Source organism: Coxiella endosymbiont of Amblyomma nuttalli (genome assembly GCF_018107685.1).
Classification (GTDB): Bacteria; Pseudomonadota; Gammaproteobacteria; order Coxiellales; family Coxiellaceae; genus Coxiella.
Genome location: NZ_CP064834.1, coordinates 478,826 through 493,907, shown reverse-complemented (window position 1 = coordinate 493,907; position 15,082 = coordinate 478,826). Strand labels below are relative to the sequence as shown.

The window sequence follows — 15,082 nt, the reverse complement described above, 5'->3', positions numbered from 1 at the left end:
ATGTAGTGTGTACAATAAGGTGTATGAATTTGAAATTGGTGTCAGCTGTTATTAAGAATATGAAAATCAGCTTGAGTGCAACACAATGACGGCTGTTAGTGTTAGCGAGGACAATCTTATCTGGCTTGACCTTGAAATGACGGGACTTGATCCTAATCGGGATCGTATTTTGGAGATTGCAACAATCGTGACTAGTAGCAATCTTAATATCCTTGCCGAAGGGCCCTCTCTTGCTATTCATCAATCAAACGAAGTATTAGAAGCGATGGACGATTGGAATACTTGTAATCATACCACTTCAGGCTTAATTAAGCGGGTCAAAACTATCGGCATAACTGAAAGAAAAGCGGAAATTGAAACATTGGATTTTCTAAAAAACTATGTACCGAAAGGAAAATCTCCTCTTTGTGGTAATTCTGTCTGCCAAGATCGACGATTTTTACATCGCCACATGCCTACATTGGACCAATTTTTTCATTATCGTCATCTTGATGTTTCCACTTTAAAAATCCTGGCCCAACGCTGGGCTCCGGAAATTATGAGAGGCCTTATCAAAGAACTACAGCATCTTGCTTTACAAGACATCCGTGATTCTATCGAAGAACTTCGATATTACCGTACTCATTTATTAAAGTAGACATTTCGTTCATAAATCGATATCATTAATTTCAATGTTTGATCAAAGGATTAAGGCGTATGGGATGCCTCATTAGTGTTACTCTGGCTTACTTTATTGGTTCTCTTTCTTTTGCCATCATTATTTCAAAATTGATGCATGCTCTAGATCCGCGCATGGTGGGTTCAGGTAATGCAGGCGCCACTAACATATTGCGACTTGTGGGTAAACAAGCGGCCATATATGTTTTGTTGGCCGATGGATTAAAAGGGCTCATTGCTGTTCTTATCGGTCGATTGTTCCATGTTCATGGGATGAATCTGGCTTTTGTAGGGCTTATTACTGTTATTGGTCATATTTTTCCCATATATTTTAGTTTTAAAGGTGGCAAAGGTGTCGCTACGATGACAGGAGCTCTATTTGGTTTATCCTTTTGGGTAGGGTTGTTTAGTATTTTGGTTTGGTTTACAGTCGCGTATTTCACACGTTATTCTTCTGTTGCTACCCTCGTACTTACTATCGCCGCACCTGTTTTTATGGTAATTAGCACTCATATAGATTACTTTTTTCCGGTGTTAATAATGGTTACTTTCATTATATGGAAACACTGGGAAAATATTCAGCGGCTTTGCCAAAGAACAGAAAGGAAAATTGATTTTGGTAAACGTTAAAACCATCCCATCCAACCTTATCTGTTAAAAAATTTTACTATAATTACAAGATAAGGCAGAATTAGGCTTTGCTGTATATTGATAGATAAAGAGCCTGTAGGTTTGATTTGTTTTCACGGATTAAAATCGTGATCATAAACGAAGTCATAAATATCAGCTAGCTATAGTGGTCAGCGAATCCATCGGCCATCTGGCCCGAACATGAATCGTGTTATTTTCTTTTGCCCCAGCATTCAAATGCAACCAACCTATGTAGGCAATCATTACACCGTTATCAGTACAGAATTCCTGACGTGGATAATATATTTCTCCAGAACGATTGATCATTACTTCATTCAATCGCTTACGTAGTTTTTTATTAGCTGCTACACCACCTACTAAAACTAATGTATTTATCTTCGTTTTTTTAACAGCACGCAAACACTTTTGAACTAAAGTATCTATTACAGCATCTTCAAAAGCACACGCAATATCTGCTCGTGCTTGCTGATCATTACCATATTGCCTAACATAATAAACAGCATGTGTTTTTAAACCACTAAAACTAAAATTGAGATTTGGTTTATGTACCATTGGTCGCGGGAAATAGAAACGAGTAGGATCACCTTTTTCGGCTAATTTCGCCAATCTAGGACCACCTGGATAAGACAATCCTAATAATTTTGCTGTTTTATCGAATGCTTCTCCCACTGCATCATCAACACTTTCGCCTAACAGTTTATAACAGCCTAGATTTTCTACCAGCACTAACAATGTGTGTCCACCGGAAACCAGTAAGGCAATAAATGGGTAATCTGGCGATTTTTTTTCTAATTGTATCACCATCAAATGCGCTTCCATATGATTCACCCCTACCACTGGAATTTGCAATGCATAAGCTAAACTTTTTGCCACCGACGCACCAACCATCAAAGCGCCAATCAATCCCGGACCTTTCGTGTAAGCGATACCACTAATATCTTTCTTTGATAGCTGCGCATTGGAAAGAGTTTTGCTGATTAACGGCAAGACCTTTCGAATATGATCGCGCGAGGCAAGTTCAGGAACGACGCCTCCATATTCTACATGAACTGCAATTTGACTATAAATCTCATGTGCAAGCAACCCCTGTCTTCTATCATAAAGAGCTACAGCGGTTTCATCACAGGAGGTCTCGATACCTAAAACTATCCCTGTTTTATTCTTTAGCCTTTGTAGCACTAAATATTCCTCCGTTTACTCATCTGCTGATCTATATCATTGATATCTTGCAGTACTAAACTAATTACCATCCTATCATAACTATCTCTTTTTTTAATTATTTCCTACAAACCTATAACACAATATAACCTTTTCATAAACACCAAAACATAATCGCTACTTAGATAGTTCACAATAATTTAGCATCTAAAATAGAGCATTTTTCGAAAGCCTTAACTACATATATTTAATTGAATCTAGTAGTTGAAAACTATTACTGGCTAAAATAGTCAAGAAAAACAATGCATCCGTAGCTAACATAGTAATTACCATTAAATCTAACTAGTTTTCAAGGCATAGGATCAAATAAGTCCTAACTCTCTCACCGCATCTCGTTCTTCTCGCAACTCATCCAATGTCTCTAGCAACTTTTGCTGACCAAATTTATTATGTTGGATATTTTCAACAACTTTGACAACACTATTCTCTGTGCGACAAGGAAATGAGAAAATTAAACCTTCATCCACGTCATATTGACCTTGTGAGCACAAAGCCATTGAATAAATGTCATTCTCTGGTGTCTTAGTCATTAAACTCCATATACTATCGATCACTGCATTGGCTGCAGAAGCAGCTGAAGAAGTACCTTTAGCTTTAATTATAGCGGCACCACGTTGCTGAATTAAGCGAACAAAATCTTCCATCAACCAATTCTTATCACGAATGACACTAGGAATCGATAGACCGTCTACTGTCGCATGATAGAAATCAGGGTATTGTGTTGAAGAATGGTTACCCCAAATAATCATATTCTTTATATTAGTAACGTTAACACTCGCTTTAAGTGCCAACTGGGCAATCGAGCGGTTTTGATCAAGGCGCGTCATGGCGTAAAATCGATCATTAGGAATATCAGATGCATTTTTCATTAAAATCAAACAATTAGTATTACATGGATTACCGACAACAAGCACATGTACATCATCCGCTGCCCTCTCATTCAGAATATTACCCTGATAGACAAAGATTTCACCATTCTTTTCCAACAAATCTTTACGTTCCATGCCAGCTATTCTAGGAGCAGAACCTATTAAAAGAGCCCAATTCACATCTAAAAATGCAATGCGCGGATCGGAAGTAACTATAATATTACGCAATAATGGAAAAGCACAATCCTCTAATTCCATTACAACCCCATTCAAGAGAGATAAAGCAGGCTCAATTTCCAATAAATGCAGATCAATGGTCGTTTCTAATCCAAAAGCTTGCCCTGAAGCTAAGCGCGGTAATAAAGCATAGCTAATTTGTCCCGCTGCCCCAGTTACTACGACTTTAATATGCTTAATCATTGTGAGCGCACCTTCTATATTTCATTAATTTCATTAAGTTCAATAATACTGTTTTTAGTTCTAAGATCCCTAATTGCAACAAGGACAGAAAGCAATAAGCGAAACCTCTCTTCTCATGCTCGCAGGAGCGCACCATGACTACAAACAGTGTTTTGCCATTTAAATTAACCCTGATACCCATTTTACAATGTGATAACATACAATAAATTGTTTAAACAGATTATCCGATAAAATGTTAGAACTAAGGTGCTTTAGACACTACTCCAACAGAATGCAGGGTGTTTCTAATTCACTTGATAATTTATTGCTCATCTACTCAAATACACTATGTTATTCGGGAAGGTAACGTCTTCGAAACAGCGTATAAATAATTCCAACATTAGTCGATAGTGTTACGCTCAATTAAAATAATATCTACCATAAATATCACGTTTTCTACAAAATCTATATATCAACCTCAGATCTAAATAACCAATAATACCCCATTATCAATGAACATTCTCTGTGTGATGAACATTCTCTGTGTGATATATCTCCCGCTATAGAAATCAGGATTTGTTGAGATTAATACTTGTAACCCTCGATAATAGCGTCATATATTTTCAAAGGTCGACTCGGTAATAAGTATATTATCTTTTTTATGGATGATATCGTACCATTATTTCATGCAGAAACACATGATACTTATAAATATCTTAGTCTGCTATTAGTAAGATAGCCTATCTTAGACGTCGTTCATTGTTCGCACTGCCGTCTTTCAACTAAAAATAAAGCAGCAACACTACGTGCGTCATGAAATTCAGGATGGATCAATAGTTCATCCAAATTAGCAAGTTTCCAGGGAATAATTTCGATAGGTTCAGGCTCATCACCAAAAGCTTTTTCCTTATATAGATTTTTAGCAACAATAACATGCATCATTGAATGCAAATAACCTGGAGAAGCACTATAACAAGCAATAATCGACATATTATGTGCACCATAACCCACTTCTTCTTTTAATTCACGTTCAGCAGTAATTAAAATATCCTCTTTATCTTCAATGGCTCCCTTGGGAAAACCCAGCACATAATTGCCTATTCCTGCACCATATTCACGCACTAACAGTACTGTTTCTTCATTTAAAAGTGGAACAATCATCACAGAACCATATCCTCGTCCAGAGATTTGCTCAAAATGACGTTCCTGTCCATTAGAAAAGCGCAAATGAAGCTCTTTAATATCAAATAAACGACTTTGAGCCACTACAATCTCGTTAAGAATCAGAGGTTTTTTATTCATGATGCTCACTCATTAATCTCAAGAAAACGAAACCTCACGAAAACAATTTACACCCGTATGCCCCTTTTTTGCGGAAACCACATAAAACTCTGTTAAAACTTTGTGACATTTTTTATCCTGCTTAGTTTATATATTCATACACTCTATTAATGATTTGAGACATGTTTTTATTGCTGTGATTTTGATTGCCATACACGATATAAGAACTCAAGAAAGTTGTACACGACTATATATTAAAACATTCATTGATGATCTAAAATAATGATTAATCGATTACGTTTTACTCATTCCATTTTTATTAGCAGATACTTTCTCAATTTATTCTCTATAACAGCTTATACATAAAATATAAAAATTATTTTGATCTATAAGATAAATATTAACTGTATCTATTGGTGTGAAAAATTTTCAGGTTTTTATACATTAAAACGTTAAGTAGCGTCACATGCTATCTAACGCAAATATGCTATTCAATCAGCTAACGTACCATTTTGGTAACGTCAATATCCTGTCCACAGATGTTATTCCACAATAGCTTGATATATCACTTATTTATTTTTCATAGTTCTAAACCTAAATATTTTTCTTACAAATATTTACTGATGCTACTAATGAACAATTAAATTTTAGTGATACAAGCTATAAAAATATAAAATTTCTGCTTATTATCATAAGCCATAATATTTATTTAAATAAAATATATAAGATACTACTAGTAATATACTATTAATAATATGAAAGTCCTTGATTTGATACGTTAATTACAACTTAAAAATTTCGTAAGAACGAAAATTTTAAGAATTTAAAATATGAAAATTCATGGATTATTATTTCATCACCAAAATAGTATTTATTGTCTTTCTAAATAAACTTTTATAATTTTTTAAGAAATATCACTATGAGGCGACTGAATCAAGAAATAAGAAATATCCTACAGAAAATTCTTTATGCATTATTTTAGCATGCACTGCAAAAATAACTTTAGAATGGATTAATAGACCGACTAGTTCTGGATTTTTTCTTCCTAAAAGTATCAGAAATATTGCTATTTAAAAATCACTTTTAGCTACTTCTGTATTCCACACTTCATATTCCACATCCGATGGCTGATATGGGAGCCATTTTTCTGTTTATTGTGGTAAATGATTTATAATAAATTCTTACTTATATATGTTCTTTATTACAAGACTTCATGGTTATTTTTTCATCCGAAAACGCATATAAATAGCTTTGCTTAAGCCAAAGAGACTGATTAATAACCATATAATTTCAATCACTCCTGAAGCTAAATTCCAAGAAAAAAATAAAGAAAATAAGATTAAATTTGCACCAAGTAAATTCATAAATGAATACATGATACTATCTTGATTAAGTTTATGAATTTGCAATAAAAAATAAGCCAATAAAACAAAAACAACGCCAATCATACCAATGACGTTGAATTCGGATGATAAAAACTGTAAAAAAACGCTTATCATGCTCTTCCTACGTGATCTATAATTAGTTATTGACACGTTGTCGCTATCGTTGATCATTTATCGTTACATCCGTTATTCGCAATTTGTTCTTCCATAAGACATTCCACTACATAACCACTATATTTTTGAATATTGACCACACCGCTGTCTAGAATTAGATATTGCCCTTTTATTCCTAAAAGACGACCATGGACTAAAAAAACTTTATCTAGTGATAACGCTTTTACTTTATCGGGATACTGTAACACTGGATAATTTAATCGTGTCACTATGGAAGTTCCAACTGGATGAATATCTTCTGACTTAAATTGACCCGTAACTACTTTGAGTGAATGATGAGCTTCTTGAAGCAATGCATCACGGACTGCAATTAAATCAACTTCTTTCGTTTCATTTCTCAACATTCGTCGCCAATTGATTCGATCCGAAATGAAAGCTTTTAACGTAACTTCGATGATACCAGCTTGATAACGATTTGCTGTATAAAAAATAGGAACTGCTTGTAATGCTCCCTGATCAATCCAGCGTGTCGGTATATGAGTTTCGCGTGTAATGCCCACTTTTAAACCAGATGAGTTGGCTAAGTAAACTACGTGACTTTGATGACAATGTGTGTGTGCCCAATCATCCACTGGGCATTTTTCTTTTTCAATTTGGCAACGTTCGGGATGAATAATGCAAAGATTACATTCCTGTAGTCTACGCAAACATGGAAAACAAAAACCCCGCTGAAAACTTTTATTTGTTTTACGACCACACTGAATACAACAAATGATACCAATATGATAAAAAGAAATCAATTTGCCAAGGAATGCATTCAATAATATTTCCTTATCGTCCAAAAGCAGATAATAATCAATGGTTGTATTTAAAACAGTTTTTAACTTTTTTAAGTGACCTGTGATTTTTTTCATAATTTTTTAATTAATTTTTAATTAATACGTATTCTTCGACCGGCTTGTTACAAATAAAATATCTTTAAAATATTTTTGAATAATCTACTTAAATAATGGCAGTTATGCAGGGGTGATACCATACTCTACTTAGATAGACAATAGCAATATGGCACCTCTTGATAACAGATCCAAAATAATTAACCTTTACCCTGTTCTACAAATCCTGCCTTCGATGACGAATCCTATAGGTTTTTTATCCTGTTTTTCTGAAAGCAGATATACACTAAAGGCTATTTTCTATGGCAGTCACAATTAATTGTTATTTTGTGAAAACAAAAGCTTATGATTATCACTGAAATTCAACATTCGCTGAAGCGGTATTTTAGCTTTAGTAATTATTTCTGGTTCTATCGTGATTTCGTTATGACCAGTAATCAATGATTGTTCTAGACGCTGCAAGTTATTCATAGCCATCCAGGGACAATGTCCGCAGCTCTGACAGGTTGCCCCATAACCTGCAGTAGGTGCTTCAATAAATGTTTTGTGAGGAGATTTCTGCTGCATTTTATAAAAAATTCCGCGATCTGTTGCCACAATAAGAGTATGATGAGGCAATTCTTGAGAAGCTTTTAATAATTGAGATGTCGAGCCTACAACATCTGCCTGATTTATTATTGCAGGTGGTGATTCCGGGTGAACTAAAACAGCCGCTTGAGGATACTGTCTTCGTAAATCTACAAGTGCTTGTTCTTTGAATTCTTCGTGCACAATGCAAGCACCGTTCCATAAAATCATATCAGCATTAGTCATTCTATGAATATAGGCACCTAAATAACGATCTGGTGCCCACAGAATTTTTTCACCTTCCTCATCTAGATAGTTAATAATCGCTAATGCATTCGACGATGTAACCACCCAATCGGCACGAGCTTTGACAGCTGCCGACGTATTACAATAAACAACTACAGTTCGATCGGAATTTTCATCGCAAAATTGAGCAAATGATTTAATAGAACAAGAAAGGTCAAGTGAACAGGTGGCATCCAACGTCGGCATTAATACACGTTTTTCAGGACTAATAATCTTTGCACTTTCTCCCATAAAACGCACACCTGCAATCACTAATGTTGATGCAGAATGGTCGCGTCCAAATTGAGCCATCGCAAGAGAATCGCCTACAAAACCCTCTGTGCTATCAGCTAAAGCCTGCATTTCAGGAGATGTATAGTAGTGAGCAATAACTACTGCATCTTTAGTCTTCAATAAATCAGCAATGCGCACAATAATTTGATTAGGTTCAGACATACTATAATATACCGATTAATTATTTATTCGGTCGAAGTTTGGTGATAAGCTTTCCAGGTTTCAAAACCACCAATTAAACTGTAGGCTTCTTTAAAGCCTTGCTCAACAAAATACTGAGCCACTGACCGACTACTTACTCCATGATAGCAATATACTAAAATAGTTTTTTCTTTATTCACATTGTTAAAATATTTCTGCAACACTGCCATTGAAAGGTGAATGGCATCGACAATATGCGCCTCTTCGTAGCTATCTTCGTCTCGCATATCAAAAATCACGATATCACGTTGAGTTATCAACCGTTCTGCCTCGATGTGAGAAATTTGCTTGTACATTAAATTTAAGCTTCCTCATGTCTGTATCTACTGTAAGATACTCTAACTCAGATTATATCGTATTCATTCATATTCGCTCAATCCTTTCTGTCGCAAATAGGTAATCCAACCAAAGATTTGATAAAATTTCCTGAGCGCAATTCTGAGATAAACGTTCATCAATGTTGTCGATATCTACCACCTCCATGGGTTGGTGTTGCCAGGAGCAAGCATAAACTGCCTTGGTTCTTTTCCCTGTTATAGGATCAATTTGCCACTGCAAACATTGAGCACAAACTCCTTTTATCATACATTGCATTGGACCATAAACCGAAGCGATGAATTTTACACCAGATTGAAAATATTCTTTTAAACAGTCCTTGCGAGCTTTCTGGACACATCTCAAAAGTTGAGTCGAACCCACTACATATACTTGATCAATAGATTGTAACAAAATAGATGATGGCTTCAACGCATAATCACGTAATGCTGAAGTCAATTCTCCTTGCTTTGTGCTGTCTTGAGGTCGGATAGGATAAACCATTTCCCCCTTTTTTGTGATCCACAAAATAGCGTCACTTGTGGCTTCTAATTCTTCTTTATAAAATAATTCCTCAGCTGTCTCCATCATAGCTACATAGAAAATTCTGTGTCCTGCTTGGCGGAAAATAGGGCCCAAAGAGCGTAAATGAGCAGCTGCCATATAGCCACCGACGATCATGATGGTTTTTGGTGATTTATCGGTGGGAATTTTACTAGCACATCCTGTAGGCCCCATAATGGAAATTGGCTGATTTGGCTTTAGGGTGGCAATTAATCGAGAACTTGCCCCACGTTCCAATATCATAAAACTCATTACATCAGGATCATGACTTTGATTAGCGCCAATCATAGCCAGTGCCTCCGTTTGCAAACGAGTCCCTCCAATTAACGGGGAAAGACATTCATAATTTTGTAAGCGATAAAATTGACCGACTGCAAAATTCCGTACTGCCATAGGAGCTCGAATTTGGCATTCCACCATTTCAGAGGTATGTCGACGAACAGTAACTATTTTAGCCTGAAAAAATATCTGCATTTGTTGACGAAACTGGTCATACTCAGCACGGTCGCAATTGAAGCGATGATTATGCTGTAAAGCTTCGATGATTTTTGGATAAGTCCGTTTCGCTGAAGAGATAGCTTTTACCACACTACCATGAAACACAGGGTGTGTATCGCCCAAAAAACTAACGCGATGATCCTCTTTTTCGTAAGAAGTGAATGGTCCGAAATTTTCCGTTTTGCAATGGCTTAATTCACTGATAGCTCGAAGCTGATTCTCAACTAGTTCAAATCTCTCATAAGTCAATCCTTTTCGTGAAAATGTATTTTTATGCTCATAAGCATACGCAATATTTGGTCTCGCTCCAGTTGCAACAAAAATAGAGCGGGCTAGTAGAACTTGCTCTTTATCCGTTAGTGTCCATACTCCTTCCTCGTCCATAACACGAGATCGACAAATCAGGGCAGATACCCATCCTCGCTCATCCACTTCTACAGCTTTCGGTTCGAGTCCTTCAGCATAGTAAATACCTTCTTCTAATGCCTTGATTATTTCTGTGTAGCTACGTTTATAGGCCGGTGATTCTTGCATGGTTTTCCGATAAGCAATAGTCACTCCGCCCCATTGATGGATAAGATGAGTAAAGTTTATCGATCTCTTTTCTTCCTTTGCTTTTTGACGTTCTAAAGCAACGAGTTGCCCATGTTTCAGAAATTCATCAAGGATCTCCATAGAAATTTTGTCAAAATGGGATCTTACTGTTTCTTCTCCAAAATATTTGGTAACTATTTCATATCGCTGTTTTACTTTTTCAACTTGAGCAATATAATACGCTTGAACTTCCGTCGCTGTATCAATAGCGGTTAATCCACCTCCTATGACAACAGCCGGTAAGCGAACTTGTAAAGTCGACAGACTGGAAGATTTAGCAGCACCAGTTAGTTGCAGGGACATTAAAAAGTCATTTGCTTGTCGAATGCCAGGTGCTAAACTATGAGGGATCTGTAATGCGCGCGGTAGACCTGCCCCTACAGCTACTGCCAAATGGTCGAATCCCAGTCGCCACGCATCTTCAACAAGCAAAGTTCCACCAAAACGAATACTTCCAAATACTTGGAAATACGGACGTCTTAACAAACTAATATAAATTAGTTTTAAGAAATTTTTATCCCAACGCACGGTGATTCCATATTCAGCGACTCCTCCAAAACCAGCCATGACCCGATTATCTAAACGCTCTTTTAGTGCATCATAATTTCGAATAGGTTGAGTGATAATTTCTCGCGGCAACGATTCAATTTTCAAACCTTCCGCTCCTACTACTGCAAAACCTTCCATCAAAAGATAATGCGCTAATGTAAAGCCTGCTGGCCCCATCCCCATAATTAATACTTTTTTTCCAGTATAAGGCTTTGCCACGTATTGTTTACAGCGTAAGGGATTCCAACGAGTCAATAAGTCGTAAATTTCAACGCCCCAAGGAAGATTCAATACATCAATTAAAACACGTGTTTCTATTTGAGGGATGTCAACAGGCTCTTGTTTCTGATAAATACAGGCTTTCATACAATCATTACAAATACGATGCCCTGTTGCAGGACACATCGGGTTGTCAATCATTATAATCGCTAAGGCTGCAATGCCAAAGCCTTCTTTCTTTAAAAGATGCATCTCCGAAATTTTTTCATCCAACGGACATCCTGTTAATATTTCCCCTAATGGATTAGTTTTTAATCCTTGCTTATAGTTACCTTTTTTTACCGGAAAACCTTTGGAACAAAAATCTCTGTTCGTCTTATGACAATAAACACAATAATGAACATGATCCAAAACTTCACGGTGACGCATGCGTGGATCGGTTAAATCAAACCCATCACGACAACGGCGAGATTTAGAAGACCCTTCAAGTCGACCAATGGAGTCGTTGGAAACAGTTACTGTTTTGACTAGATTTTCATAGTTTAGATATTTAGGAACATGAAAACTCACCCATCCTTTAACAGCTGCTTGTCCTTCCGACTGTGTTATGGCAGCTATACACCACCGTGTTAGTCTTTCGATGAGCTTTGCATTCATCTGCGGCTCTTGCAATAAACGTTGACCCCATATTGCTATAGCAAGTTCACGATCTTCCTCTTCTAACTTATTTTGTTTTAGCTGTTCTGTTACCCATCGATCTATTTTATGAAAATTATCTATTTCTTCTGCTTTCTTCAATAAGCGACGTGCTTGACGGAGGATATAAAACTTCTTGAAAGCAAAAATTGGATTTTCTTTTAACGTCATGGCTTGTAAACAGCTAACAGCTTCTTCAATCGAAAAAAGATCGGCAATAAAAGATTCTAAAATAGGCCCGCATTCAATGATTAATTGACTGATTTCTTCGGGTCTTAGGTAAATACCTTTACGATAATTAAGCAGTCGAGCTTGCAGTCTCTCATCAACGCTTTTTAAAAATTTTAAAAAAGATGTGTCTAATCTAGTAAGACCATCTGCGTTAAACAGTTCTGAAAAATGAAATTCCTTTAACGATAACGATGAATATGGCATGGAAACAGCGTCCATTTCATTTTATAATGAAAATTATTAACGATAACTGATTTACACAGCTTTTTATTGTAGCAGAACTTCTGAATATGTTTATAAGGAAAAAAAAATCTCAATACCATGGTGCTTTTATTAGTGAAATTGATAAACATCTTGTAGAATTTGATCGTACGCACGATTGGTCCAAAACACAAGCTGCCGAAAGAAGAAAATACGGACGTATTTTTAAGTTGCGAAACGAACCTATTAAATCAAAGGAAGAAAAAACTATCTGGGATTTTTAATGACAGACATAAAATTCATAGACCTTTAAATAAGTCCATTAAAGCCCCGCTTTCATATAATTCTCCGATAATATCACTCCCACCAATAAATTCACCTTTAACGTAAAGTTGTGGGATTGTAGGCCAATTAGAAAATTCTTTAATGCCCTGACGAAGCTCAGATGATTCCAATACGTTATAGCTTGTAAACTCAACTTTACATTGCTCTAAAATTTGTACGACACGTCCTGAAAACCCACATTGCGGAAAATCAGGCACTCCCTTCATATACAAAACAACAGGATGATTGCCTATTTGTTGTCGAATTTCTTCTTCTATATTCATTGCCTTACTAATCTCCTTTATATTCATTGGGTGTATAAGTCTTGAGTGAAAGCGCATGAATATCAGAGCGCAAGCGATCACCTAATGCTGCATAAACTAATCGATGCCGTGCTATAGAAGTTTTCCCTTCAAAGGCACTGCACAAAACCACCCCTTCGAAGTGATACCCGTCTCCTTTAATAAACACCACGTGACTCTCTGGTAAGTTCGCTTCAATCCATTCTTTAATGTTACCACCTGTAACCATAAAATGACTACCCTCTCTTCTTACGTTACACTACAATTATAACTTTTCATATACCATAATATATCATGATGTATCAGGAGGGAGATATTGTAACATGACTTTTGTTGTAATCGATAGTTGTATACGCTGCAAGTATACGGATTGCGTTGAAGTCTGTCCCGTTGACTGCTTTCGTGAGGGGCCTAATATGTTAGTCATCGACCCAGATGAATGTATTGATTGCAATCTCTGTGTGCCTGAATGTCCTGTTGATGCTATTTTTGCTGAAGATCATTTACCTCAAGATAAGCAATCCTATATTGAGCTTAATGCAAAACTCTCAAAAGAATGGCCAATTATTACCTCAAAAAAAGATGCTCCTCCAGATGCTGATGAGTGGACGGAAGTAAATAATAAATTACAATATCTAGAAGATAAATGGCCAAACAAAATAATTAAATAAATTGTTTTGTGCTAAAAAAAGGACATATCACGCAGTGATACTTTGGAAATCAACACCACTTGCTTGATAATCCAACATATAATTTAGGTTAAGATTAAACTTAGCTAACATATTCCGAAGTAATAACCAATAAGGAGGGCAAGTCATTCTATATTTATTATTCTGTCATGCAGTAGTCATGAGATCAAGCATTCAATACTCGACATAGTATCTATTATTATTCTTGACTACGTTGAGTGATAAATGAATTCCTGATAATAAAAAGGTTTGGCATTGATTATTACCAGTGGGTTTGTATCAAGGATACACATTTTAGAAATTAACTACCAATAGGCATGATTATTAAACTATAAATTATGGCATTGTTTCCAATCTTCTAAAGATTAATGATGCAGTGACAGCGTGTTATTCTAGTGTAGTTAGAAAAAAAGATTTGTTATGTCCTATAGTTGTTGATCAAAGAATATCTTCTTATTTTTATTCTAGAAATCAAATCATGAACCGATAATAAAATCTCATTGGAAAAATTAAGTCAATAATTTTTCCAATGAGATTTTGTCAATTTATTTTTATCAATCCCATACCATCAGGATAGTTATCCAACAACTTGACGAAGACAATATGTGGTGTGATTCTAATTTTTAGACAAGTGTAAAAAAGATAAGTGTAAAAAAAGGATATAGATCAGCAGTTCTTTTTAAAGAACATCCAGATTGTTGGATAATAATCAAATGAGCAACATACATATTTAAAGTAAAATATACTCAATTTTGATAATTCATCTACTAAGCGCTTTTAAAAAACTTGGTAAACAACGAATTTATTTAAGGAAAATACGTTGCAATCACTAAAACAAAAATAAATATAATAAAATAAATTAAGGATAGCTTATCTTAATAATTAAGTCTCGCGAAACATCTCTTTTTAAAAGAGGAAAATTGAAAAAATTGAATGTATCTAATATGTGGTGATTGACCAAAAATATACTTTAAAGTTATAAAAAATGAACCACCGCTACATCCAAATAAGCGAGACTCGGAAATTTCATTGTTCCTATACATGGTCAATCACTGTTATTCTTATGCTTGTCGGTTTTTTAGCCGC

Annotated in this window: 14 protein-coding genes; 4 read left to right on the top strand and 10 right to left on the bottom strand. The window is 35.7% G+C overall.

What is annotated here, in order from left to right; translation table 11 throughout:
* Positions 1-85: 85 nt before the first annotated feature.
* Entirely contained in the window at positions 86-637 is a 552-nt protein-coding gene (gene orn / locus CEAn_RS01810; RefSeq protein WP_211924107.1) for an oligoribonuclease, read from the top strand.
* A 59-nt stretch (positions 638-696) separates the two neighbouring features.
* Complete coding sequence (plsY, locus tag CEAn_RS01805) at positions 697-1,287, top strand: glycerol-3-phosphate 1-O-acyltransferase PlsY (RefSeq protein ID WP_211924106.1); 591 nt, start codon at positions 697-699, stop codon at positions 1,285-1,287.
* Positions 1,288-1,440: 153 nt separating this feature from the next.
* On the opposite strand, the gene tsaD is transcribed toward plsY, so the two are convergent.
* The 8 genes from tsaD to CEAn_RS01765 all read right to left on the bottom strand — a co-directional run bounded on the left by tsaD (position 1,441) and on the right by CEAn_RS01765 (position 12,699).
* Positions 1,441-2,487: a tRNA (adenosine(37)-N6)-threonylcarbamoyltransferase complex transferase subunit TsaD gene (gene tsaD, locus CEAn_RS01800; RefSeq protein ID WP_369804524.1), complete on the bottom strand. Its 1,047-nt coding sequence runs from the start codon at positions 2,485-2,487 to the stop codon at positions 1,441-1,443.
* 341 nt (positions 2,488-2,828) lie between these two features.
* Complete coding sequence (locus tag CEAn_RS01795; RefSeq protein ID WP_211924105.1) at positions 2,829-3,815, bottom strand: malate dehydrogenase; 987 nt, start codon at positions 3,813-3,815, stop codon at positions 2,829-2,831.
* A gap of 735 nt (positions 3,816-4,550) precedes the next feature.
* Complete coding sequence (gene nudE, locus CEAn_RS01790) at positions 4,551-5,096, bottom strand: ADP compounds hydrolase NudE (RefSeq protein WP_211924104.1); 546 nt, start codon at positions 5,094-5,096, stop codon at positions 4,551-4,553.
* 1,196 nt (positions 5,097-6,292) lie between these two features.
* Positions 6,293-6,574: a CBU_0592 family membrane protein gene (locus tag CEAn_RS01785; RefSeq protein ID WP_211924103.1), complete on the bottom strand. Its 282-nt coding sequence runs from the start codon at positions 6,572-6,574 to the stop codon at positions 6,293-6,295.
* 53 nt (positions 6,575-6,627) lie between these two features.
* Positions 6,628-7,488 carry a DUF2797 domain-containing protein gene (locus CEAn_RS01780; RefSeq protein ID WP_211924102.1) on the bottom strand — a complete coding sequence of 287 codons (861 nt, stop codon included), beginning with the start codon at positions 7,486-7,488 and terminating at the stop codon, positions 6,628-6,630.
* A gap of 294 nt (positions 7,489-7,782) precedes the next feature.
* A complete protein-coding gene (nadA, locus tag CEAn_RS01775) occupies positions 7,783-8,775 on the bottom strand; it encodes a quinolinate synthase NadA (RefSeq protein ID WP_211924101.1) in 993 nt (330 codons plus the stop codon).
* Between the two features lie 23 nt (positions 8,776-8,798).
* Positions 8,799-9,110: a thiosulfate sulfurtransferase GlpE gene (glpE, locus tag CEAn_RS01770; protein ID WP_211924100.1), complete on the bottom strand. Its 312-nt coding sequence runs from the start codon at positions 9,108-9,110 to the stop codon at positions 8,799-8,801.
* 67 nt (positions 9,111-9,177) lie between these two features.
* On the bottom strand, positions 9,178-12,699 hold the full coding sequence (locus CEAn_RS01765; protein ID WP_211924099.1) for an FAD-dependent oxidoreductase: 3,522 nt from the start codon (positions 12,697-12,699) through the stop codon (positions 9,178-9,180).
* Positions 12,700-12,770: 71 nt separating this feature from the next.
* Between CEAn_RS01765 and CEAn_RS01760 the strand changes: the two genes are divergently transcribed.
* Positions 12,771-12,965 (top strand): CBU_0585 family protein, encoded by a 195-nt coding sequence (locus tag CEAn_RS01760; protein WP_211924098.1) that lies wholly within the window; start codon positions 12,771-12,773, stop codon positions 12,963-12,965.
* Positions 12,966-12,980: 15 nt separating this feature from the next.
* On the opposite strand, the gene grxD is transcribed toward CEAn_RS01760, so the two are convergent.
* The gene (grxD, locus tag CEAn_RS01755) at positions 12,981-13,289 is read right to left on the bottom strand and encodes a Grx4 family monothiol glutaredoxin (RefSeq protein WP_211924097.1); all 309 of its coding nucleotides are present in this window, start codon (positions 13,287-13,289) and stop codon (positions 12,981-12,983) included.
* Between the two features lie 7 nt (positions 13,290-13,296).
* Positions 13,297-13,536, bottom strand: coding sequence for a BolA family protein (locus tag CEAn_RS01750; RefSeq protein WP_211924096.1), 240 nt, complete (start codon positions 13,534-13,536; stop codon positions 13,297-13,299).
* A gap of 94 nt (positions 13,537-13,630) precedes the next feature.
* Here CEAn_RS01750 and fdxA point away from each other — a divergent pair, with 94 nt between their 5' ends.
* A complete protein-coding gene (gene fdxA / locus CEAn_RS01745; RefSeq protein ID WP_211924095.1) occupies positions 13,631-13,978 on the top strand; it encodes a ferredoxin FdxA in 348 nt (115 codons plus the stop codon).
* Positions 13,979-15,082: the final 1,104 nt, after the last annotated feature.

Bases quoted from the DNA above. Each gene is read 5' to 3' on its own strand.
- orn (WP_211924107.1), top strand. From the start codon at position 86: ATGACGGCTGTTAGTGTTAGCGAGGACAATCTTATCTGGCTTGACCTT.
- plsY (WP_211924106.1), top strand. From the start codon at position 697: ATGGGATGCCTCATTAGTGTTACTCTGGCTTACTTTATTGGTTCTCTT.
- CEAn_RS01795 (WP_211924105.1), bottom strand. From the start codon at position 3,815: ATGATTAAGCATATTAAAGTCGTAGTAACTGGGGCAGCGGGACAAATT.
- nudE (WP_211924104.1), bottom strand. From the start codon at position 5,096: ATGAATAAAAAACCTCTGATTCTTAACGAGATTGTAGTGGCTCAAAGT.
- CEAn_RS01785 (WP_211924103.1), bottom strand. From the start codon at position 6,574: ATGATAAGCGTTTTTTTACAGTTTTTATCATCCGAATTCAACGTCATT.
- CEAn_RS01780 (WP_211924102.1), bottom strand. From the start codon at position 7,488: ATGAAAAAAATCACAGGTCACTTAAAAAAGTTAAAAACTGTTTTAAAT.
- nadA (WP_211924101.1), bottom strand. From the start codon at position 8,775: ATGTCTGAACCTAATCAAATTATTGTGCGCATTGCTGATTTATTGAAG.
- glpE (WP_211924100.1), bottom strand. From the start codon at position 9,110: ATGTACAAGCAAATTTCTCACATCGAGGCAGAACGGTTGATAACTCAA.
- CEAn_RS01765 (WP_211924099.1), bottom strand. From the start codon at position 12,699: ATGGACGCTGTTTCCATGCCATATTCATCGTTATCGTTAAAGGAATTT.
- CEAn_RS01760 (WP_211924098.1), top strand. From the start codon at position 12,771: ATGTTTATAAGGAAAAAAAAATCTCAATACCATGGTGCTTTTATTAGT.
- grxD (WP_211924097.1), bottom strand. From the start codon at position 13,289: ATGAATATAGAAGAAGAAATTCGACAACAAATAGGCAATCATCCTGTT.
- CEAn_RS01750 (WP_211924096.1), bottom strand. From the start codon at position 13,536: ATGGTTACAGGTGGTAACATTAAAGAATGGATTGAAGCGAACTTACCA.
- fdxA (WP_211924095.1), top strand. From the start codon at position 13,631: ATGACTTTTGTTGTAATCGATAGTTGTATACGCTGCAAGTATACGGAT.